Origin of the sequence: Citrobacter telavivensis (assembly GCA_009363175.1) — a bacterium.
Classification (GTDB): Bacteria; Pseudomonadota; Gammaproteobacteria; order Enterobacterales; family Enterobacteriaceae; genus Citrobacter_A; species Citrobacter_A telavivensis.
In genome coordinates, this window is sequence record CP045204.1 from 56,405 (window position 1) to 75,028 (window position 18,624).

Consider the following 18,624-nt stretch of genomic DNA (forward strand, 5'->3'; position numbering starts at 1 on the left):
ACACGCCGGTACCAGGTGTGCCGGCCCTGCCGGAAACGGCCCTGAACCTCCAGGCTGCCCCCCTCATCCGGCAGCAGGAACGCCACCCTCGCTCGCCAGACTGAGGTCACTGGTGTACACCCGCAACCAGTCCGGCTCCCCGTGGAACAGAACGCCGAAAAAGGCCGTCCCGTTCGATGCTGCCGTCATCACGGCGGCCGTGCGGCGCACCGTTCCCGTGCAGGTTTTTTCCCTGCTTTTCAGAAAGCTGAACAGGTTCACAGGCGCCCGGTTTCTTTTCCGTCGGTGGCCGCCGGTGACGGCCGGGAGGATGCCAGCAGGCTGTCCGCGGTGGCGCGCAGCCAGGCATAGAGTTCATGTCCGTCTTCGTCCAGCCCTGCATTGAGCTGAATACCACGCTCCGTGACTGTCCCTCCACTGCCACGGATGCGTCTGAGCAGGGTGCCCAGGATCCCGGTCCGATCGTCAATCACCACCCGGTCCTGATATTCCACAAACTGGTTCAGGGTAAGGTCGACAAACCAGCCTGTCACCTCCACGATGACGTGGGATTTAATGGTCGACCGATACTCATCCCGGAAATCCTTTGTCGTCTGCATATGGATAATCACCGGCTTCAGGGACGGATCACCGTCCTGAAGATACTGCGCCAGAAAGTTGCTGGCCAGATCGCAGCAGCCGTGTGGGAAGGCTTTCAGCTCCTGAAAGCGGCCCATCCGGAAGCACTCATGTGAGCGGGTGTCGGCGGCCAGCACCAGGGCGTTGTGAAAGGCGTGGATACGGCGTCTGATTTCCGGTGTCATTTTGCCCCCCTCCCGGCTTTCGGCTCCGCCCGGGCCAGGGTCAGCAGCTCGGCCTGCAGGGCGCGGTTTTCTTCCCTGGCGCCCTTCAGTTCCGCCTTCGTTTCCTTCAGCTGGGCCGCCAGGTGTTCGCCGGTGGCGGTGAGACGGGCCACCTGCTCGTGCAGCGGCAGCGCCTCATCCCGCAGTTGCCGGATGTCCTGCAGCAGGCGGTCACGTTCGGCCATCACCTCGCGCAGCACCGCCAGCTCGCTTTCCAGTTCAGCCACCCGGGCCTGCGCGGCGTCGCGCTCGAGGTCGGCCTGTTCAATGTCGGCGTCGGCCTGCTCGCGCGCGGCCAGCGCCCCGGCGTCCGCCTGTTTTACCGCCGCCTGCCACAGCAGGGCCAGCTGGCCGGTCAGCAGCTGCGCCAGCGCCGGCGGCAGTTCCGGCGTCTGTTCACTGGCCTGTTCGCGCAGCCGGGCGCGGAACGCGCGCATCACCGGGGAAATGGTGGCCAGCGAGCCACCGCCGAGGTGGTCACGGACCTGGACGTTGGTCGGGTTCGGGGTGCCGGCGGCGATGAGCGCCGCTGCGGCGTCCTCGATGCGACGGATCATGTCAGGGGAAGGCAGTTTGCTCATGGACTCTCTCCGTGGGGTGTCATGCACTCAGTGTATCCAGTGTTTGAAAAATACACAATACAGTTAATACAATTCGATACATATAATACAGTATGATACATTCAGTACATACGATACAGTTAATACAGACAGTACGGTCAGTACATACACCCGCTCTCTTTTTGCGGTCAGATCCGGAAAAAGTAAGTTCCGGATCTCCCGATCGTCACCGGCCGTTCACCGGCCCTGCCACACAACATGTAGTGTCATTTTCAGCTGCTTATGACGCTATATGTTGTATTACGCACCCTGATCGTGACCTGCTGTCCGGCGGCCGATATTGCCGCTTTGCTTATTCCCTGACCGTGGTACACTTCCGGAAAGTTGTGATATGGCAGAAAGTCGGATCTGACGGAAACGACTCTCCGGTAATTTAGCAATGTTGTTATATCTCTGCTTATTATCACCCTGAAAATGATGACGGCAGGGGAAAATCATCCGGATGACAGACGCAGGGTTGTGCACAGCAGATTGTGCTGTGCGTTGTAATTACTCTGAGTGACTATTTACTGGGGAAGGATACAGGAGGGGATAGTGTCCATTACGCTGCAGAAAATATATGAGAGCCTGAGAGTGGAGTACGGTCATCACGAGTTATGGCTGGACTGGCGGGAGTGGCCTTTCCGGCAGCCTAATCCGGCGCTGGAGCGCCAGCCGGTTGTCATATCCTGTTCCGGTCGTCAGCTTGCCGCCTGGGACGGTACCGGTGACAGCTGGTCTTTTGTTCAGGGGCGGGAGCAGCTTCACTTTGATGACCAGTCTGATTACTTCAATCCCGGAAGAAATAAGGACAACTTTCTCGACGCCAGACGTATTGCCGAGTTAAAGGAAAAATACCGGTTCTGATGCTCTCTCCGGACCGGAATGCGCGGAGGCGGGATTTTTTACTGACATCCGGTAAGTAACCGTGAACGACAAACAGGAGAGAAGAATGGACTATGTGGCAAAATCGTGCGGAGCTGTGCGCAAGTACGGTATGAATATCATCGCCGCTTCGCATTTAATGGAGGTTAAGGCCTTCACTCAGTCTGACCCGCGGATGCCAGTCACGCGGCTGCGCCGGTATCTGGGGCAGTACGGGCTGCGCGGTGAAGCGCTGAGCAGGGAGGTCAGGCGTATCGTCGCTGGCCCCGAGCGACCGGATAACACGCTGAAAACCGGAATTTACTATACCTGGCCCTATGGCTGGGAGCCTGTGGATTTCACGCCGATGATGCGCCGAATTCTTAGCGGAAAACGTACACGGCATGTGATGCTATTCGATGAATTCCATCAGGTGTTCAGGAAATGATGCCTGCCCTTCCCGGCCAGGGGATTGCCCTGCCTGCCGCACCGCTGCCGGTGGCCATCGACTACCCGGCCGCCCTCGCCTTACGACAGATGGCGCTGGTTCAGGACGAACTGCCGAAATACCTGCTTGCACCGGAAGTGAGCGCCCTGCTCCACTACGTTCCCGATTTGCACCGCAAAATGCTGCTGGCAACGCTGTGGAATACCGGCGCACGTATCAATGAAGCACTGGCCCTCACCCGCAGTGATTTTTCGCTGGCCCCGCCTTACCCGTTCGTGCAACTGGCCACCCTCAAGCAGCGCGCGGAGAAAGCCGCCCGGACCGCCGGACGTACGCCCACAGGCAGCCAGCCTCATCGTCTGGTCCCGCTCTCCGATTCGCAATACGTCAGCCAGCTGCAGATGATGGTGGCCACGCTGAAGATTCCGCTCGAGCGGCGCAACAAACGCAGCGGCCGGACGGAGAAGGCGCGCATCTGGGAAATCACCGATCGCACGGTCAGAACGTGGATAAATGAAGCGGTGGATAGCGCGGCCGCCGACGGGGTGACGTTCTCAGTCCCGGTGACGCCGCACACGTTCCGCCACTCCTACGCGATGCACATGCTGTACGCGGGCATTCCGCTGAAGGTGCTGCAGTCACTGATGGGCCACAAGTCCATCAGTTCAACGGAAGTATATACGAAAGTGTTTGCGCTGGATGTGGCGGCGCGGCACAGGGTGCAGTTCCAGATGCCGGGCGATCAGGCGGTGCTACTGTTGAAGGGAAATGTCAGATGACCATCATTCTCCGGCAGACCAGTTACTCATGCACGGCCGGACGTTATCTGCAATAAAAATAAATACGATCAGCTTAAATAATTTCTGGACATTTTTTCCGGTAGTGCCGGAATGTCCAGGGAGAAAAGCATTTATTGCTCAACATACAGCAGTTATCCGGTGGGATTTCTCTCTGCGAGAGCTACTGGACAGAAACACCTGAGTGTCCAATGTGGTGCAGGGATTTAACGAGGGGCAATAAAAAGACCGCTGGCGCGGCCTCAAACGAGGGTATTACAGTTGGGGCAATGGCATTTTGATAGTCACTCATTAACGACCCCGTGTCTCATATTAGCTTTTTTTAGCTAGTTTAGGTCTTCTTAAAAGGTAGATTAAATCAATGAACGATATTATAAATAAAGGAATAACCCATGCCGCACTTTGAGTAAACATGAGCGGAACGAATACACCTACTCCAATTAAGTAAATTGGAAGTCTGATAGTGGCATCTGTGATTAACATACTAATCTCCTGAAATGGAATCTAAATTATATTATCGGCATCGCATTGCAAAACTTAACATCTTTTTTTAATTTCGCGTCCGATCAGGGTAGTAATAAGGGCTAATACGAAAAGAGCGACAAAATGATGTCGGTTCTATTATTAAACTTATTGATAAATAATGGCTTCATCGAACTGTATTGTGCTTTTGCTAAGTAATAGTGATAAATAATAATCGTTAATATATTTTTTATCTTCATCGTTATATGCCTCCTGAGTTTATCAAGCGATATCCTGTGCTAACAGCTTCATAGAAGCAAGGCCGACAAGCGGCCTAATTATAGACAATCACCATATAAATCAGGGAGCAGAGGTAATGAAAAGAAGTTGTCCACCGTCCAGCTTAAACACTGTTAACGCAAGACCGCCTTTGGGGATCTGAAAAGGTTGGCTGGATTCAGCATGATTACCGTCAAACAACACTTGATAAGACTGCTTGATAGTCGCACCACCTTCATTTACTGAAAGTGGTGTGTTTTTAACGACAATAGCATCAGTCTCTTTAAATTTAAGTGGAGTCATATACTTTTTTAAGGCTGCAAAAACATCCTCATATGAAAGTACCTTGCCGCTGGCTGCGGGTTTAAAGATGATAACACTACCCTGATAAGCATTTAAATCAAGGGTTTCGGCTACAACATTTGAATGAAAACCGAACTTATCCAGAAGTTTGACTGAATTTACTAGCGAGTTTGTATCTGTATAGCCGAACACACCATAATGCGCCCCACCATAAGCACCTTCATTTGCCGAAATACCCGTTGCTGGCAATGTATCAGCCACGGCATTAAAACTCCCCAGAGTGGTACTCAGGAGCATAATAAATAATGATGATTTTAAGATGTTCATGCTTGACCTTTTTTTGTTGATTTAACTGATTAAATTATACCAGGCCAGATCTCCCACAACCAGCAGAACTGGACAGAATGACCTGAATGTCTAACTGCCTGGGGTATTAATAATGAACTCAAGCGAGCGATCAATTTAACTTCAAGGACGTTTGACGTGAGAATACCGGAAGAAAGGCCGCACTAGCGGCCTATCAAGACTAATCTATATATTTCCATCATCAAGCTCCCAGATGAATTTTTCATACTGCAAACTGACGCTTTCGACGTGGTTCATTTTGTCATTTGCGGTAAGTTTACAGTTAGACACGCCACACTTCACGTCCGCTTATAAACATGCCACCAGGTAACTAAAAGGCTCACAATAACGATTATCAATAATATTGAGTACATGAGTCTAATCGTTACCATAAATATTGGTGGCAGCGTTATTATCCTAATTAAAAATGAAATAGCTACCATGAATAAAAAAATAAATGGGTATGTTGATAAGATAAAGTTATAAAAATTATCCATGATTAATTCCTCGTTACCGGTGAGGTATTGGGATAAAGAGATTCACAGAGTCATGCGTTTAACTGCTGCCATAATGGAATAAAAATTTCCTGAACAAACATCACCATGCCGAGCACCAAAGACGCTAAAACAGCAGAATAGGACAGAATCATTCCAACACGGCATAGAAACGGGTTATCTAAATCGGACATAGTTTACCTGATGGATGTACGTTCGGTTTATATATTGTACCAGACCAGATCCCGCACAACCAGCAGAACTGGACGTTATTACCTGAGTGTCCAATGTGGCGCGGGGAATTAAAAGAGGGGTAGTAAAAAGGCCGCTTAGCGGCCTCATTCTGGATAAACAGATTCTTTTCTGGCATTAATGCCTTCAAGACGTACACGGTTTTTATCAGGCAGATGAATACCCAGCAGGCGAAGAATAAAGCATCGCCAACCCTGATTAATCTGACGGTTATAGCTGTACAGGTCATCATTCTCGTTTTTCAACTTTGACCACTCATTGCTGAGAGTTACTGGATCAAGTTCGGTAACGGCCTTTACCACACCGTTGATACGTACCGTGTTAATTCCGGTTCCCGTCATCATCGTTACCCCATATATCCTTGATTACAGCCATTCTACCAGGACAGACCACACGCAGCCAGCTGAACTGGACAGAATAATCGAGCGTCTAGGTGACAGCCTGAATCAGCTGTGGTACACGAAGGTGTTTGTGCTCGACGTCGCCGCGCGGCACAGAGTGCAGTTCCAAATGCCGGGATACGAGTCGGTTTCCCTCCTCAAGAGCGCGGGTTACGACCAGAACTGAAAAAGGAGTCTATTCTCTATGGCAATGAAACTTATCCGCAAAAAAGCTCCCAGAGGTGGACTCATCCGTTGGTTAACCGGGGATGAAGAAACGGCAGTTAAGAATATATCAGGTCGCAAAACATCAGCGGGCCGGGAGGAATACATTCTGGCGGAAAAGGTGCTGCTTGAAATGCGCCAGCGTGAAGCCTGGCTTCAGTGTGACTGTGTACCTGGAGACTCGCCGGCAATGAACAGCGCCAGGCTGATGCAGGATACCGGTACCCTTTTTCTGGCCGGGTTTAATCATGAACACGCACCAGAATGTCCAATGTACCGTAAGTTCAGTGGCGATGATGGGGCTACGGCAGGCGGAACCAGGAAAACGGCAGGCAGCCGCCGCATAAGTTATCGGAATTTCCTGCCTCCGGACGAGAACGGTGCCAGAGTAAGAGCTCCAGGACATCCGGTTGCGTCCGCCGGTGATCGTACAAGACGCACTCGCCGCTCACGCATCGCACGTCTTCTTCTTTCCCTAATCGAAGATGCCGGTCTTAACCGACTTGAAAGTCTCTCTCCCCTCCCCTCCCGGAAAGCAATCGATGCGATCAACGACCTCAGAAGAGTAGCAGAATCACAGGAGTTTATCCGCGGCCGACAGTTGTCGGATATTGTCCGTTTCCAGCCCGGGATGACCCAGTACGGGAAGGAGCAGCTAATGGAATCACTTGAGAATCATGACGCTAACTGGCCAGCAGGCAGAGCCCATATGTTCTTTCAGATCTTCATGTCTGAGTGCGTCACCCGGGATGAGGTCATGTTCAGTTGGCCAGGTGGCGAAGTTTCGTTTCGTCCTGAGCGCGGTATTAGCATAAATGGAGAGTCAACTGACGGGCTGCGGCCCCCATATTGGGTGATCCTGGCGTTCCGGCGCGGTACCGACAGTAAGGTGATCTGTAGCGAAGGTTATGCTCATGCCCTTTACCGTAGGGGATGTCCGGTACCGGTCGACAGCGGGCTGGAAAGGAAAACGATAGACGGTATTGCGGAACTGGCCCGCTGGCTTAGCCGTAACCCTGACGCCCCGGTGCTGAGTCTGGTGAAACCCCTGTTTGATATTGAGGTGGTGACTGAGGATGAGAAAGGGTTTGTCCTGCCGGATTTCATCCTCAATGCCAGGACGAATGCAGGACAGCATTACCGCTTCATAATCGAAACAATGGGGTATACCGATGAAGATTATTGCGAGCGAAAAACAGAGCAGCATCGCGGGATGAAAACGTTAGGTCACCTTTTAACGGATCCACCGAGATGGCCGGGGGAATCGGACACCAGTTTAAGCAAATACCTGTGGGGTTATTTCAGACATCTGGACTCAATAACGCCTTTGTAAGCCGGTACAGTGGATCTGACTTTACAGACCTGTTCAGCAATGTTCTTCAGGTTATGGGAAACAGGCCAACTTTACTGAATGTGGGAAGTAGACCAACTTCAGCTGTTGCGATCAACAATAGTAAAAATGAGTTTACCGTCCTCCACTTGCCTCATCGAGGCTTTGAGCGGGGTACTTTCGTTAATGTTTTTCAGAGCGGGATTAAGAAAGGTTCTTTTCATCTCCGCAATATTGGTTCGCTGGGAAGCGGGTAGCATGAATCGATCAGATAACCACTCTGGAGTGGTTATCCATATGCCAGACTGTCGGTACTGACACAGACTCTCATATAGCCGTATCACTTTCACACTCTTGAGCTTACCGCAGTCGTACAATGAATAAGTTGTGAACTGGCTTGTAAGTCCCATCAGATACGGCATAACTTTATAGTTAAACTCAATTTGCCACTTACCCCGGCCTCGCTTTAAACCTGCCTCAGCAAGCCAGGGACGCTTAACTTCTTCGAACTCCCCTTCCTTCGGATAGAAGGTTACGTTGCTGTCGGCAAGAACGCTTACCCCCTTTTTAACATCGCCGGAAGCAGTATCAATACCAACTTTAAAAAACTTAGCGTAATCCGCAACGGTTATTGAGAAGACTGGCGACTCTTCAGCAGGATCTTCTTTGTTGAAATAACATTGCATCAGGCATAACCACAAAACACGTTTTGCCTGTAGAGGCAGGTGGTATGCAGCCTCTGTCAGTTCATTTGACTGGCTAATGTTAACTGCTTTTTTGACCTGGACAGGGGAAGTTGATGTAGTCATTTTTTGTATGGGTAAAATTCACAGTACCCACATAATGACACGCTCCGCAAAATACGACAAGCACAAACAAGAACTTATCCACAAGAAGAAGCCTCATTTTTTACTTGGGCTGTTTCCCACATTAAGTTGGCCCATAACCCATATCTAGTTGGGGCATATCCCATTCAAAGCTGGGGTGCTTCCCATATTAATCCGGGGTCTTTCCCATACGATCTTGCTTTATTTCCCACAATGCCATGCCCTGAAGCCCCTGCCGACAAGGGCTCACCGCATTTTAAAAAGTTAAAAATATCTAAAAAATTAAGAAAAAATATAAAAAGCCTTTAAAAATTAGCCAGTGGATATGTGGACAAGCCATACAATTAAGTTGGGGTATTTCCCACAAAAGGGATGACACTCTTATCCGGCAAACGTGCGTACGAGCTCATTCAAACATTAGCTATCTTTCGCTTCCTCAAACACATCCGAAAAAAACCGGATGTGTTCTGCGGCGAGCGCTGAATGTTTTCAATCAACGTTCCTGATCTTACTTGGCCCATTTCCCATAGTTGTTTGTATATAAAACTTGGTGTGTTTCCCATAGTACAGGTCTCATAAGCTCATAACTTGGCCTGTTTCCCACTTATGAGAAGATACTTACATCAACAAGACAAAAAACTTGATTTATGATGTTTTTGGGGCAGAATGACAAAAAATGTCATCAGGTGGTGAATATGGAAAACATAGAGCAGTTGAAAAAAGTGGCTGTGCGTGCCCATAAGATGCTTGTCTCTCTTAGTGAAAACATACGGCAACAGAAAGACGAAATGCATCTTAACGAGTTTTATCAGGTATACAGTAAAGCATCGTTGTATAAGCTACCAAAACTAAGCAAAGGTATTGTTGAATACACTGTCAATGAAATGGAAGCGAACGGGTACAGCTTTAATAAAAAGCCGTCCGGAAACACCATGAAGTATGCAATGACGCTGCAGAACGTCATTGATTTGTATCATCATCGCGGGGTTCCTAAATACCGTGATCGCTTTCATGAAGCATTCTGTATTTATGTATCAAGTTTAAAAGGAGGTGGTACAAAAACTGTTTCGACTGCTTCTCTGGCGCACGGATTAAGGGCACATCCTCACCTCCTTTATGAAGATCTACGCATACTTGTCATTGATTTTGACCCGCAGGCATCGCTTACGATGTTTATGAGTCATGAGTTGTCGATAGGGCTTGTAGCTGAGACTGCTGCACAAGCTATGCTTCAGAACGTCAGTCGAGAAGAACTACTTTCTGATTTCGTTGTACAGTCCGTGGTACCTGGGGTTGATATTATTCCTGCGTCAATAGACGATGCGTTCATGGCAGAGAGGTGGAAAGAACTATGCAATGAATATCTACCTGGTCAAAATATTCATGCCGTCCTCAAAGAGAATATTATAGATAAATTGAAGCATGACTACGATTTTATCTTCGTGGATTGTGGCCCACATTTAGACGCGTTTCTGAAAAATGGTATTGCTGCTGCAGATCTACTTTTAACCCCCCTCCCCCCAGCGACTGTGGATTTTCACTCCTCACTTAAATATATAGCAAGCCTTCCAGAGCTTATTGCAAAGATAGAGGAAGATGGTCAGGAATGTAAGCTGCTGGGAAATATCGGCTTCATGTCCAAGATCCTGAATAAGCCTGATCACAAAATTTGCCATAGCCAGGCAAAAGAGGTTTTCGGCGGGGACATGCTCGATGCTGTACTGCCAAGGCTGGATGGTTTTGAGAGATGTGGAGAAACCTACGATACCGTAATTTCTGCTAACCCTGCGACATATGACGGCAGTGCTGAAGCCTTGAAGAGCGCAAAGCTGGCAGCAGAAGATTTCTCTAAGGCAGTGTTTGATCGAATTGAGTTTATCAGAACAAATAGGGGGGCATAATGAAGCAAAGAAAAACAATTGGCAGATCTATTAACTCACAAAGTACTGCTGAAGACCGCTCTTCTTCCGAAAGAACGCAATTCTTTACGTTAAAAACCGGGCGAAAAGTTAAATTTACCTTTATGACCATAGCTCCACAGGATGTGGAAGCAAAAACTTTTGTTCGCCAGGAAACAAATGGACGTGATCAGGAAGCTCTCACCAAAGCATCGTTAAAAGACATAATCAAGACAATTAAATTTCAGCAATTCTTTGCCTGCATCGGAGTATGGCATGACGATAAGATTGAAATTCTTGACGGGTCACGGCGCCGTGCTTCTGCCATCTTTGCTCATACTGGGCTGGATGTAATGGTAACGTCAGAAAACCTTTCGGCTGAAGAAGCAAGACAGCTTGCAAAGGATATTCAAACAGCAAAAGAGCACAATCTACGGGAGATAGGACTACGTCTGTTGCAAATGAAAGAGCGCGGTCTTAACCAAAAAGAAATTGCCGAACAGGAAGGTATGTCCCAGGCTAAAGTTACCCGAGCTCTCCAGGCAGCTGCCGTTCCGCCGGAATTGATTAAACTATTTCCAGTGCAGTCGGAACTCGGCTTTTCTGATTATAAAATGCTGATAGATATTCATCAGAACCTGAATGTAAAAGGAATTGGTCTTGAAGATCTGACTGAATGCATCTCGGCTAATCTTGATGAAATCATGGCAAACAGTGATTTGCCAGAAGAAGATCAAAAGCACGATATCCTGAAACTAATCAGTAAAGCCAGTCAGTCACTGATAGCTGCACCACCGAAAGAAAAACCAGTTGTTTCACCATTATGGGAATTTAATGAGAAAGATAAATTTGCCAGGAAGCGTATAAAAGGTCGGACTTTTACATATGAGTTTTGCCGCCTCTCCAAAGAGGTTCAGCAAGAACTAGATGAAGCGATAAACGAAGTTCTGCTGAAGCGTTTTTCTTCTTAATTTCGCCATGGCGATTTCACTGTTAACTCACTGTTTTTTCTGGTTTTCATTTCCAGATTTCACGGTGAAATCGCCATGTTTTTTCATGTTTATACCCCCTCCTCGGTTGCAGCGAGCATTCCTTACTCTCCCTTCGATGTAAAATTTAACTGATTCTCGCGATAGGAATATCTTTCCAGCGGGTGGTATACGCAGGAGACAGCATATCTCGTTTCATCTGCCATTCAGGCGCTATACCTCTTCCTGCAAACCATACCTTTCCAAGTCCTGAGTTGTTAATCCCATCCAGAGCTTTCATCAACTCATCGCTGTTAGCACGCGGCTGTATTTCATCAAATAAATTCAACTGGGAAACGCCGAAAGGCGTGAAGTCATTCAGCATCACGCCGGCTTTTGCATAGCGATGGCCATCAAGCCAGATCCGATCCAGAGACTTCACTGCCGCTTTAATAATGTCCCGGGTATCACGGGTTGGCATGAGGAGTTTTTCACTGGCTATGTTGCCGTAATACACCTCATTGACGGCAAAAGGTGAGGTTTTGATGAAAACGGCGATGTGCCGGCAGAACTGATGTTCGCCTCTAAGTTTCTCGGCCGAGCGCTCTGCATACTGACAAACGGCCTGTCGCATTGCTTCGTATGTTGTGATTCGTTCCCCGAATGAGCGGCTGCAGACGATCTGCTGTTTAGCCGGTGGAGCATCATCAAGAGATATACACGCCTCGCCGTTCAGCTCACGAACCGTCCGTTCCAGAACGACCGAGAAGTTCTTGCGCACAAAGGTTATATTCATACGGGCCAGTTGCAGGGCGGTGGTGATCCCGTACGTATTCAGCTTTTTACCAGTTCGTCGACCAACGCCCCAAATCTCATCAACAGGCTGCAGCGAAAGCAGTTTTTCCGTTCGTTTCGGATTACCTGTTGTCAGTGCAAGCACACCGCCAAACTGGGGCCACTCTTTTGATGCCCATTGTGCTGATTTCGCCAGGGTCTTTGTTGGCCCCATTCCGACGCCGATCGTAAGTCCGGTTCCGTTCCGGACGTGTTCACGCAGCTGCCTGCCGAAGTCCTCAAAATCTATGCAACCTTCAATTCCGCTGATGTCTGCGAACATCTCGTCAATTGAATATGCTTCCACCCGCGGCGCCAGCTCCTCAATATGAGAAAAGACTCTGTTGTTCATGCTAGAGTAGAGTTCGTAATTGCTGGAGAACGTAACGACGGGCTCAGGAAACTCCATCGCTTTTAGCTGGAACCACGGTACACCCATCTTGATTCCCAGCCGCTTCGCTTCCTTCGATCTTGCAATTACACAACCGTCATTATTGCTCAGAACCACGACTGGTTTATCCCGTATATCAGGGCGGAAGATTTTCTCACAGCTCGCGTAGAAGCTGTTTACGTCTGCCAGGGCGAACATCAGTCTTGTCCTCGTGTTTTGTGCACGAACGCAGTGACGACACCAAATATCTGCAGATGATCCGGATCTGGCCAGAGAGTAGGGTATGCAGGATTCATCGCCTGGAGCCCTGGACGTGGCATCAACAGTAGCTTTTTAACTGTAAACTCACCGTCTATCTCTGCAATCACGATATCTCCGTGCCGGGGGCGTTCCGCTTTGTCAACTATGAGCAAGTCGCCGCTGTAGAGGCCAATGTCACGCATTGAGTTGCCAATGGCCCTGACAAAGTAGGTTGAGCTACGACGCTGAATGCAATACTCGTTCAGGTCCAGCTCAGACTCAGTGTAATCAGCAGCTGGCGACGGGAAACCTGCCTGACAACGTTCCAGAAAAAGCGGGGCAGAAAACGGCTCAGGCATTGATGCTGCAGGATAAACGCGAAACATAGGACCTCTACATCTTAACTGTGTTTATATACAGTATTATTAGGTATTTTCCCGGGGTTTCAACACCAATATTTCTGTCCGCGGACAAGTCCCTGTACAGGCTAAGAAAAAATACTCCCGCTACAGGTAACAACACGTCGTAAGCTACGCTCCCAGAAGTATCAAATCGACTGACCGATCATTAATATCTAAGGTTTTTTTATTGCATCATTCTGGTGATTTAAAGCGTTCTTTATAGGTTTTTGTATTCTTTGAATGTTTTAAATGTTCATTTTGATGCTTTTATGTTTCCATAGTATGCTTTTTCGCTGTATAATATGACCATTATGGTGATAACAAGGAAATCAAAATGATTCATATTTTTTGTGATGATGGTTCTACGAACGTAAAACTTGCGTGGTTTGAAAACGATGTTCTGAAGACATTTGTCTCTGCCAACTCATTCCGTCACGGCTGGAAAGTGGATTTTGGGGGGCAGGTATTTAACTATATGGTGGCTGGTATGAAATATACCTGGGATGCTGTCAGCCGGGACGCGGTCTCAACCACAAACGTCGAATACCAGTATGGTGATCTTAACCTGCTGGGCGTTCACCATGCATTGCTGAACAGTGGCCTGGAACCACAGGACGTCTCACTGACTGTCACGCTCCCGCTCAGTGAGTATTACGATCAGGACTGCCAGAAAAACGATGAAAATATCAGTCGCAAAAAGGCTAACCTGATGCGCGATATCACCCTTAACAAAGGTGAAACGTTTACGGTTAAAGACGTCTACGTTATGCCTGAGTCACTTCCTGCTGCGTTCTCTCGTCTTGCCGAAATTAAGCCGGGTGCCGGTGAAACGACACTTATTATCGATCTCGGAGGAACTACACTCGATGCCGGTGTGATCGTGGGGGAGTTTGAAGATATCAGCGCGATCCATGGTAACCCGTCCGTTGGCGTATCTCTTGTCACTCAGGCCGCGCAGGGGGCCCTTCGTGCAGCAGAAAGTGAAACCAGCCCACTGATTGCCGACAGGGTCATCCGTGAACGAAAAGATCGTGCATTTCTTCACAGCATCATTAATGATTCGGACAGAATTGGATATGTCACTGACAAAATAGAAGAGGCTATCGGGGCACTGGGCGCCAGAGTGGTGAGCGAACTTACCCGCTTCCGTAACGTGAACCGTGTCCTGCTTACCGGCGGCGGCGCGCCACTCATCGAGGAGTCGATTCGCCGTGCCTGGCCGCTGGCAGCAGACCGTATCGAGGTTATTAAAGAGCCTCAGCTGGCGCTGGCCCGGGAGATAGCGCTCTTCAAAAATGAGGGCTGATCGTGTCTGCAGGAAATTTCTTTCTCTATCTGAATCATGATGACCATACGGACATGCGTGCGCTGGCTACTATTGAGTCGGTATCCCGTCCGCTACGCGGTGAGTTTATTCGCACCGCATCCGTGGCCGGCGCTGTTCTTTACCGAATTGATATCCGTCTGCCGGCGATGCTGGTAGCCATGTTTGTCGGCACGATTAAGGTGTCCCAGTTTTCCGGTATCCTTGCATTACTGCGGGGGACCGGAGGGGCTAATACTTCAGGCGAGGGAGAAGCATACCCCTGGACTCCGGGCCGATACACTGGCCCGTCTCAGCGCCGCCGGTTGACCCTGCAACTGGATGACGATGCAAGCGCCAGCCTGGTGATCCCCTTGCTGGATGATGCTTCAGATCGGCAACGTATAACGCTTCTGCGCAGCCTGATGATTGCAGGCTGTGTACTTCACGAACTGGAACCACGTTTTCCGCGACTGCTTTCAAGCATGCCGGAACCACCGGTCACGCTGGATGCACTGCAGCAGCTGGCTACAGGGTTACTGAAGGAGAGCCTGATTAATATTCCTGACTCCGGGCAGAGGGAAGCATCTCAGCAAGAGGAGGGGAGAGGAACAGAGTCTCACCCCGGATCAGATACCAGTGTTGCACGTAAGAATATGAAAAAATTCTTCTGATTATGCCCGCCACTGAAGTTGCATTCAGTGGCGTAATTGAACAGGACATATGGTCAGTATCATTTCCCCGTTGTCTGTATGAGGAGAATATTTCGGACCTTTCCTTGAGCTCATATCTCTGTCAGTCCTGGCTCTTTTAATCTCTACACTGCCGTCTGGATTATATTTAACTGAATGAGTTGCCCCAGCCAGGTCTGCAAATCCAGTTCTGGCTGAGATGTATTCTTCCTGTCTTAACCTGCCCGATATCTCCATTCTCCGGATGTCTGCAAATTGTGGACCGGACACCTTAAAAAAAGCGCTCCCCTGTGCCATGCGCCTTTCTGCATATGAGTTTCCATTTCCTGCGCCAGATTAGCAGGTATCTGTCTGCCACCCGCTGCCAGTGTGCCGCGTCCGGTTGATCACGGGACGGGCGTCTTTACCGCTCAGACCTGGCGTCGTTGTTATTTTACGCCATCCCCTCGCAAGTTTAAGGAACGCCCTTCAAGCCGCTTTCGCGGCATAGCCTTGCCGCCGGAAAAGCCCGGCGGCTGCGGTATTCCACGGTCGGCGTTGACCCGTTACCGGTCACGGCGAACAGGCAGCGTGCGGCAGGGAACGGTATCGCGGTGATGCCTCCTGCCCACGCTGACTGTATAAGGAGCTTCCCATGCCGAACTGGTGTGCCAACCGCCTGATGTTCAGTGGTATTAAAGACCGTTATGCCCTCAAAACGTGGATTACCGGAGGTGAGCTGTCTTTGAACCGCCGTGCGAGAAAAGAGGGGATTCAGCTTTTCCTCGCGGGCTGCGCAGGGATACTGCGTCCCCTGACAGAGCAGGTATATCCGCCATACCCGCTACTGGTTTCCAGCGGGACGGCGGCAGATAACAGGCTTTCGACGAAGGCATACAGCGACTGGCTGACAGCGTTTATGGCCGGAGCTGAACTGGATGCGGAAACCTGCAAAAAACTGCATCAGCACTGGCTGGACAGTGATATCCGTCATTACCGCTGGTCGACCCTCAGTGACCCGGAACAGGCGGTTATCAGTCGACTTTATCAGCAGAAATCCTTTGACTGGGGAGACAGTTTCCAGCCCTCGCCGGTGAACGCATGGTGGGACAGTCTGTGCAACGGGGATGATGCTGCGCCTGCCGCTGAACCGATGGATTTCCGTGAAGTGCTGCCGGGACGTCTGGATATTGAAGTGAACGGTTTTAACGGTGGCCTGCTGACAGATATTCCGTCTTCATATGGCCATTATGTGAATCTGTACGGCTGTAAGTGGCCTGTAGGCTATGACGCTAATATCTGCTTCGAAGGGGAAAATACCCTGACGGTGGATTTCGACACACCCTGGAGTCCGGTCAGTGAAGTGGTTGTTGCAACACTCAGTCAGCTCTGTGACGGTGAAGTTGAGCACTGGTTCGCAGAGCAGGGGTGCGACTACTGCGGCTACGCGCGGTACATCAACGGCGAAACGGAGGTGTATATCACTGACGAGCTGGAATGGGACGAGACAGATCCTGACGATGAAGACAGTTTCCTCTGTGTAACCGGCCCGGACTGGATTATCAACAACGTGGCACACTTCGGCGGATGACAGGAGGCGGGCGGGATACCGCCCGAAAAGGGAATGAAAAAACGTATGACCGTAAAAGCCTTTATCACTCGTCTGTCACGTTTCCCTGATGATGCACTCTGCTGCGGGACATTCTGGCTGGCTGATGACTTCCTGGCGCTGGACAGCACTCTCACTGAAGACGATATCGACGTCGCAATGGAGCTGGCGCAGGACTGTCATGATGCGAATGACGGATTTAACTGGAGCCACCTGCAATGGGCAATCAATGAGGTGAAACGCGTATGAACACATGGCTTGCAGGGTTAAGTGTCGAGGTCGATGGCACTGAAATGATGGTGCACCACCTGATTACAGCCACAGATCTGGAACATGCGGAATCCGGCATCATGGAAATGGGACGAACCTGGTGGCCAGAGCTGAAACGGGAGGATGACCGGCATCGCTGGGAGTATCCCGGTGGCGTGGTCTGGTTCAACAGCATCACTCTCCTCGATGACGTGGAAAACAGTATCCTGCGCGGTCTGAAATTTCTTGATGCGTGGACTGTGACCGGCACACCTGATACCCCTGTACTCCGCGACGAGTGGGGGAGTGACTGGCGGGATATCACCCGCTGACAGCGACCGGGCAGAGCGGCTGCCCGGTGCTTCAGTAAACAATAATAATGATGTCGCGCTGCTCCGCATTCATGCCGCGCTTCGCGCGGGGATATCCACTGCCCGGAGCCAGTGTGCCGCGACCGGACGGACACGGGACGGGCGGTTTTTCCGCTCCTGTCCGGCGTCGTTATTATTTTACGCCATCCACTCGCAGGTTTTAGGAACGCCCTTCAAGCCGCTTTCGCGGCATATCCTCACCGTCAAAAAGACTGACGGTTGCGGTATTCCACGGTCGGCGTTGACCCGTTACCGGTCGCGGCGTACAGGCTCCGGGCAGCAGGGAACGGACGTCGTGGCGACGTCCTCCTGGGTGCCCCCTGTAACCATGAGGTATCCCTATGTCCCGTTTTATCCTGGGTAACTGCGTCGATATTATGGCTGGCTTTCCTGACCGTGCCGTTGATTTCATCCTCACCGATCCCCCGTACCTGGTCGGTTTCCGTGACCGTTCCGGCCGCAGCATTGCCGGCGACAAAACCGACGAATGGCTGCAACCTGCCTGCAATGAGATGTACCGCGTACTCAAAAAAGACGCGCTGATGGTCAGTTTCTACGGCTGGAACCGCGTCGATCGTTTTATGGCGGCGTGGAAAAATGCCGGGTTCAGTGTTGTTGGTCATCTGGTTTTCCCGAAAACCTACACATCGAAGGCCGCCTATGTGGGCTACCGCCACGAATGTGCTTACATCCTGGCAAAAGGCCGTCCGCCCCTGCCGCAAAACCCGCTGAATGACGTGATTGCGTGGAAATATTCAGGTAACCGGCATCACCCGACTGAAAAACCCGTAACCAGCCTCCAGCCGCTGATCGAGAGCTTCACACATCCGAACGCCATCGTTCTCGATCCGTTTGCCGGTTCCGGCACCACCTGCGTGGCCGCGCTCCAGGCTGGCCGCCGCTACATCGGTATCGAACTGCTGGAGCAGTACCACCGAACCGGACAGCAACGTCTGGCCGCCGTCCGGCGCGCCATGCAGTACCCGGCCGCTAACGACGAGTTCCCGGAGGCCGCGTAATGAACTATGCAGGACACGAAAAACTCCGCGCAGAAGTGGCGGAAGTCGCCAACAGCATGTGTGACCTGCGGGCGACGCTGAACGGGATGGAGCACCGCTATCGCTTTGATTCTGATGTGCTGGCCGAACGCCTGACCCGTCAGACCCTTTTTCGCATCAATGCCCTGTTTATGGCGGCATACAACGAAATTCTTGAGCTGGATGCCTGCTTTAAGGACTAAGG

21 protein-coding genes and 3 pseudogenes are annotated in these 18,624 nt (G+C 50.4%); 16 read left to right on the forward strand and 8 right to left on the reverse strand.

Annotation, left to right across the window (positions count from 1 at the left end):
• Positions 1-257: 257 nt before the first annotated feature.
• Positions 258-803 (reverse strand): hypothetical protein, encoded by a 546-nt coding sequence (locus GBC03_01770; protein QFS69019.1) that lies wholly within the window; start codon positions 801-803, stop codon positions 258-260.
• Complete coding sequence (locus tag GBC03_01775) at positions 800-1,423, reverse strand: hypothetical protein (GenBank protein QFS69020.1); 624 nt, start codon at positions 1,421-1,423, stop codon at positions 800-802. Before GBC03_01775 ends, GBC03_01770 begins: the two co-directional genes overlap by 4 nt.
• 573 nt (positions 1,424-1,996) lie before the next feature.
• Between GBC03_01775 and GBC03_01780 the strand changes: the two genes are divergently transcribed.
• From GBC03_01780 to GBC03_01790, 3 genes are all read left to right on the forward strand, one after another.
• Positions 1,997-2,308: a hypothetical protein gene (locus GBC03_01780; GenBank protein ID QFS69021.1), complete on the forward strand. Its 312-nt coding sequence runs from the start codon at positions 1,997-1,999 to the stop codon at positions 2,306-2,308.
• 85 nt (positions 2,309-2,393) lie between these two features.
• Entirely contained in the window at positions 2,394-2,753 is a 360-nt protein-coding gene (locus GBC03_01785) for a hypothetical protein (GenBank protein ID QFS69022.1), read from the forward strand.
• A complete protein-coding gene (locus GBC03_01790; GenBank protein ID QFS69023.1) occupies positions 2,750-3,532 on the forward strand; it encodes a tyrosine-type recombinase/integrase in 783 nt (260 codons plus the stop codon). The genes GBC03_01785 and GBC03_01790 overlap by 4 nt, the downstream gene beginning before the upstream one ends.
• A gap of 840 nt (positions 3,533-4,372) precedes the next feature.
• Here the strand turns inward: GBC03_01790 and GBC03_01795 are convergent.
• The 3 genes and pseudogenes from GBC03_01795 to GBC03_01805 all read right to left on the reverse strand — a co-directional run bounded on the left by GBC03_01795 (position 4,373) and on the right by GBC03_01805 (position 6,026).
• Positions 4,373-4,921 (reverse strand): hypothetical protein, encoded by a 549-nt coding sequence (locus GBC03_01795; protein ID QFS69024.1) that lies wholly within the window; start codon positions 4,919-4,921, stop codon positions 4,373-4,375.
• 204 nt (positions 4,922-5,125) lie between these two features.
• Positions 5,126-5,242, reverse strand: a pseudogene (locus tag GBC03_01800) (type VI secretion system tube protein Hcp).
• Between the two features lie 529 nt (positions 5,243-5,771).
• Positions 5,772-6,026, reverse strand: coding sequence for a hypothetical protein (locus GBC03_01805; GenBank protein QFS69088.1), 255 nt, complete (start codon positions 6,024-6,026; stop codon positions 5,772-5,774).
• On the opposite strand from GBC03_01805, the gene GBC03_01810 reads away from it, so the two are divergent.
• Positions 6,004-6,252, forward strand: coding sequence for a hypothetical protein (locus tag GBC03_01810; protein QFS69025.1), 249 nt, complete (start codon positions 6,004-6,006; stop codon positions 6,250-6,252). The two genes, GBC03_01805 and GBC03_01810, sit on opposite strands and share 23 nt — an antisense overlap.
• Before the next feature lie 18 nt (positions 6,253-6,270).
• Positions 6,271-7,623, forward strand: a complete 1,353-nt coding sequence (locus GBC03_01815; GenBank protein QFS69026.1) for a hypothetical protein — start codon at positions 6,271-6,273, stop codon at positions 7,621-7,623.
• Between the two features lie 98 nt (positions 7,624-7,721).
• Here the strand turns inward: GBC03_01815 and GBC03_01820 are convergent, their stop codons facing one another.
• Positions 7,722-8,429 carry a RepB family plasmid replication initiator protein gene (locus GBC03_01820; protein QFS69027.1) on the reverse strand — a complete coding sequence of 236 codons (708 nt, stop codon included), beginning with the start codon at positions 8,427-8,429 and terminating at the stop codon, positions 7,722-7,724.
• 713 nt (positions 8,430-9,142) lie between these two features.
• On the opposite strand from GBC03_01820, the gene GBC03_01825 reads away from it, so the two are divergent.
• Together GBC03_01825 and GBC03_01830 are read left to right on the forward strand one after the other, a co-directional pair.
• Entirely contained in the window at positions 9,143-10,348 is a 1,206-nt protein-coding gene (locus GBC03_01825; GenBank protein QFS69028.1) for an AAA family ATPase, read from the forward strand.
• A complete protein-coding gene (locus GBC03_01830) occupies positions 10,345-11,316 on the forward strand; it encodes a ParB/RepB/Spo0J family partition protein (protein QFS69029.1) in 972 nt (323 codons plus the stop codon). The genes GBC03_01825 and GBC03_01830 overlap by 4 nt, the downstream gene beginning before the upstream one ends.
• A gap of 145 nt (positions 11,317-11,461) precedes the next feature.
• Here the strand turns inward: GBC03_01830 and umuC are convergent, their stop codons facing one another.
• Both umuC and umuD read right to left on the reverse strand, forming a co-directional pair.
• Positions 11,462-12,736 (reverse strand): translesion error-prone DNA polymerase V subunit UmuC, encoded by a 1,275-nt coding sequence (gene umuC, locus GBC03_01835; protein QFS69030.1) that lies wholly within the window; start codon positions 12,734-12,736, stop codon positions 11,462-11,464.
• A complete protein-coding gene (gene umuD / locus GBC03_01840) occupies positions 12,736-13,164 on the reverse strand; it encodes a translesion error-prone DNA polymerase V autoproteolytic subunit (GenBank protein QFS69031.1) in 429 nt (142 codons plus the stop codon). The genes umuC and umuD overlap by 1 nt, the downstream gene beginning before the upstream one ends.
• Positions 13,165-13,513: 349 nt before the next feature.
• Between umuD and GBC03_01845 the strand changes: the two genes are divergently transcribed.
• The 9 genes and pseudogenes from GBC03_01845 to GBC03_01885 all read left to right on the forward strand — a co-directional run bounded on the left by GBC03_01845 (position 13,514) and on the right by GBC03_01885 (position 18,622).
• Positions 13,514-14,485 (forward strand): StbA family protein, encoded by a 972-nt coding sequence (locus GBC03_01845; protein ID QFS69032.1) that lies wholly within the window; start codon positions 13,514-13,516, stop codon positions 14,483-14,485.
• Positions 14,486-14,487: 2 nt separating this feature from the next.
• Positions 14,488-15,156, forward strand: coding sequence for an ABC transporter (locus tag GBC03_01850; GenBank protein QFS69033.1), 669 nt, complete (start codon positions 14,488-14,490; stop codon positions 15,154-15,156).
• Between the two features lie 329 nt (positions 15,157-15,485).
• Positions 15,486-15,771 (forward strand): annotated as a pseudogene (locus GBC03_01855) (hypothetical protein).
• 37 nt (positions 15,772-15,808) lie between these two features.
• Entirely contained in the window at positions 15,809-16,744 is a 936-nt protein-coding gene (locus GBC03_01860) for a DUF1281 domain-containing protein (protein QFS69034.1), read from the forward strand.
• A 33-nt stretch (positions 16,745-16,777) separates the two neighbouring features.
• A complete protein-coding gene (locus tag GBC03_01865) occupies positions 16,778-17,011 on the forward strand; it encodes a hypothetical protein (protein QFS69035.1) in 234 nt (77 codons plus the stop codon).
• Positions 17,008-17,343 carry a hypothetical protein gene (locus tag GBC03_01870; GenBank protein QFS69036.1) on the forward strand — a complete coding sequence of 112 codons (336 nt, stop codon included), beginning with the start codon at positions 17,008-17,010 and terminating at the stop codon, positions 17,341-17,343. The genes GBC03_01865 and GBC03_01870 overlap by 4 nt, the downstream gene beginning before the upstream one ends.
• A 109-nt stretch (positions 17,344-17,452) precedes the next feature.
• A pseudogene (locus GBC03_01875) lies at positions 17,453-17,644 on the forward strand (hypothetical protein).
• 79 nt (positions 17,645-17,723) lie between these two features.
• Positions 17,724-18,401 (forward strand): DNA methylase, encoded by a 678-nt coding sequence (locus GBC03_01880; GenBank protein ID QFS69037.1) that lies wholly within the window; start codon positions 17,724-17,726, stop codon positions 18,399-18,401.
• On the forward strand, positions 18,401-18,622 hold the full coding sequence (locus tag GBC03_01885; protein QFS69038.1) for a hypothetical protein: 222 nt from the start codon (positions 18,401-18,403) through the stop codon (positions 18,620-18,622). The genes GBC03_01880 and GBC03_01885 overlap by 1 nt, the downstream gene beginning before the upstream one ends.
• Positions 18,623-18,624 lie beyond the last annotated feature (2 nt).

Coding starts and splice junctions, on each gene's coding strand:
- GBC03_01770 (QFS69019.1), bottom strand. CDS start 803: ATGACACCGGAAATCAGACGCCGTATCCACGCCTTTCACAACGCCCTG.
- GBC03_01775 (QFS69020.1), bottom strand. CDS start 1,423: ATGAGCAAACTGCCTTCCCCTGACATGATCCGTCGCATCGAGGACGCC.
- GBC03_01785 (QFS69022.1), top strand. CDS start 2,394: ATGGACTATGTGGCAAAATCGTGCGGAGCTGTGCGCAAGTACGGTATG.
- GBC03_01790 (QFS69023.1), top strand. CDS start 2,750: ATGATGCCTGCCCTTCCCGGCCAGGGGATTGCCCTGCCTGCCGCACCG.
- GBC03_01795 (QFS69024.1), bottom strand. CDS start 4,921: ATGAACATCTTAAAATCATCATTATTTATTATGCTCCTGAGTACCACT.
- GBC03_01805 (QFS69088.1), bottom strand. CDS start 6,026: ATGACGGGAACCGGAATTAACACGGTACGTATCAACGGTGTGGTAAAG.
- GBC03_01815 (QFS69026.1), top strand. CDS start 6,271: ATGGCAATGAAACTTATCCGCAAAAAAGCTCCCAGAGGTGGACTCATC.
- GBC03_01820 (QFS69027.1), bottom strand. CDS start 8,429: ATGACTACATCAACTTCCCCTGTCCAGGTCAAAAAAGCAGTTAACATT.
- GBC03_01825 (QFS69028.1), top strand. CDS start 9,143: ATGGAAAACATAGAGCAGTTGAAAAAAGTGGCTGTGCGTGCCCATAAG.
- umuC (QFS69030.1), bottom strand. CDS start 12,736: ATGTTCGCCCTGGCAGACGTAAACAGCTTCTACGCGAGCTGTGAGAAA.
- umuD (QFS69031.1), bottom strand. CDS start 13,164: ATGTTTCGCGTTTATCCTGCAGCATCAATGCCTGAGCCGTTTTCTGCC.
- GBC03_01845 (QFS69032.1), top strand. CDS start 13,514: ATGATTCATATTTTTTGTGATGATGGTTCTACGAACGTAAAACTTGCG.
- GBC03_01860 (QFS69034.1), top strand. CDS start 15,809: ATGCCGAACTGGTGTGCCAACCGCCTGATGTTCAGTGGTATTAAAGAC.
- GBC03_01865 (QFS69035.1), top strand. CDS start 16,778: ATGAAAAAACGTATGACCGTAAAAGCCTTTATCACTCGTCTGTCACGT.
- GBC03_01870 (QFS69036.1), top strand. CDS start 17,008: ATGAACACATGGCTTGCAGGGTTAAGTGTCGAGGTCGATGGCACTGAA.
- GBC03_01880 (QFS69037.1), top strand. CDS start 17,724: ATGTCCCGTTTTATCCTGGGTAACTGCGTCGATATTATGGCTGGCTTT.
- GBC03_01885 (QFS69038.1), top strand. CDS start 18,401: ATGAACTATGCAGGACACGAAAAACTCCGCGCAGAAGTGGCGGAAGTC.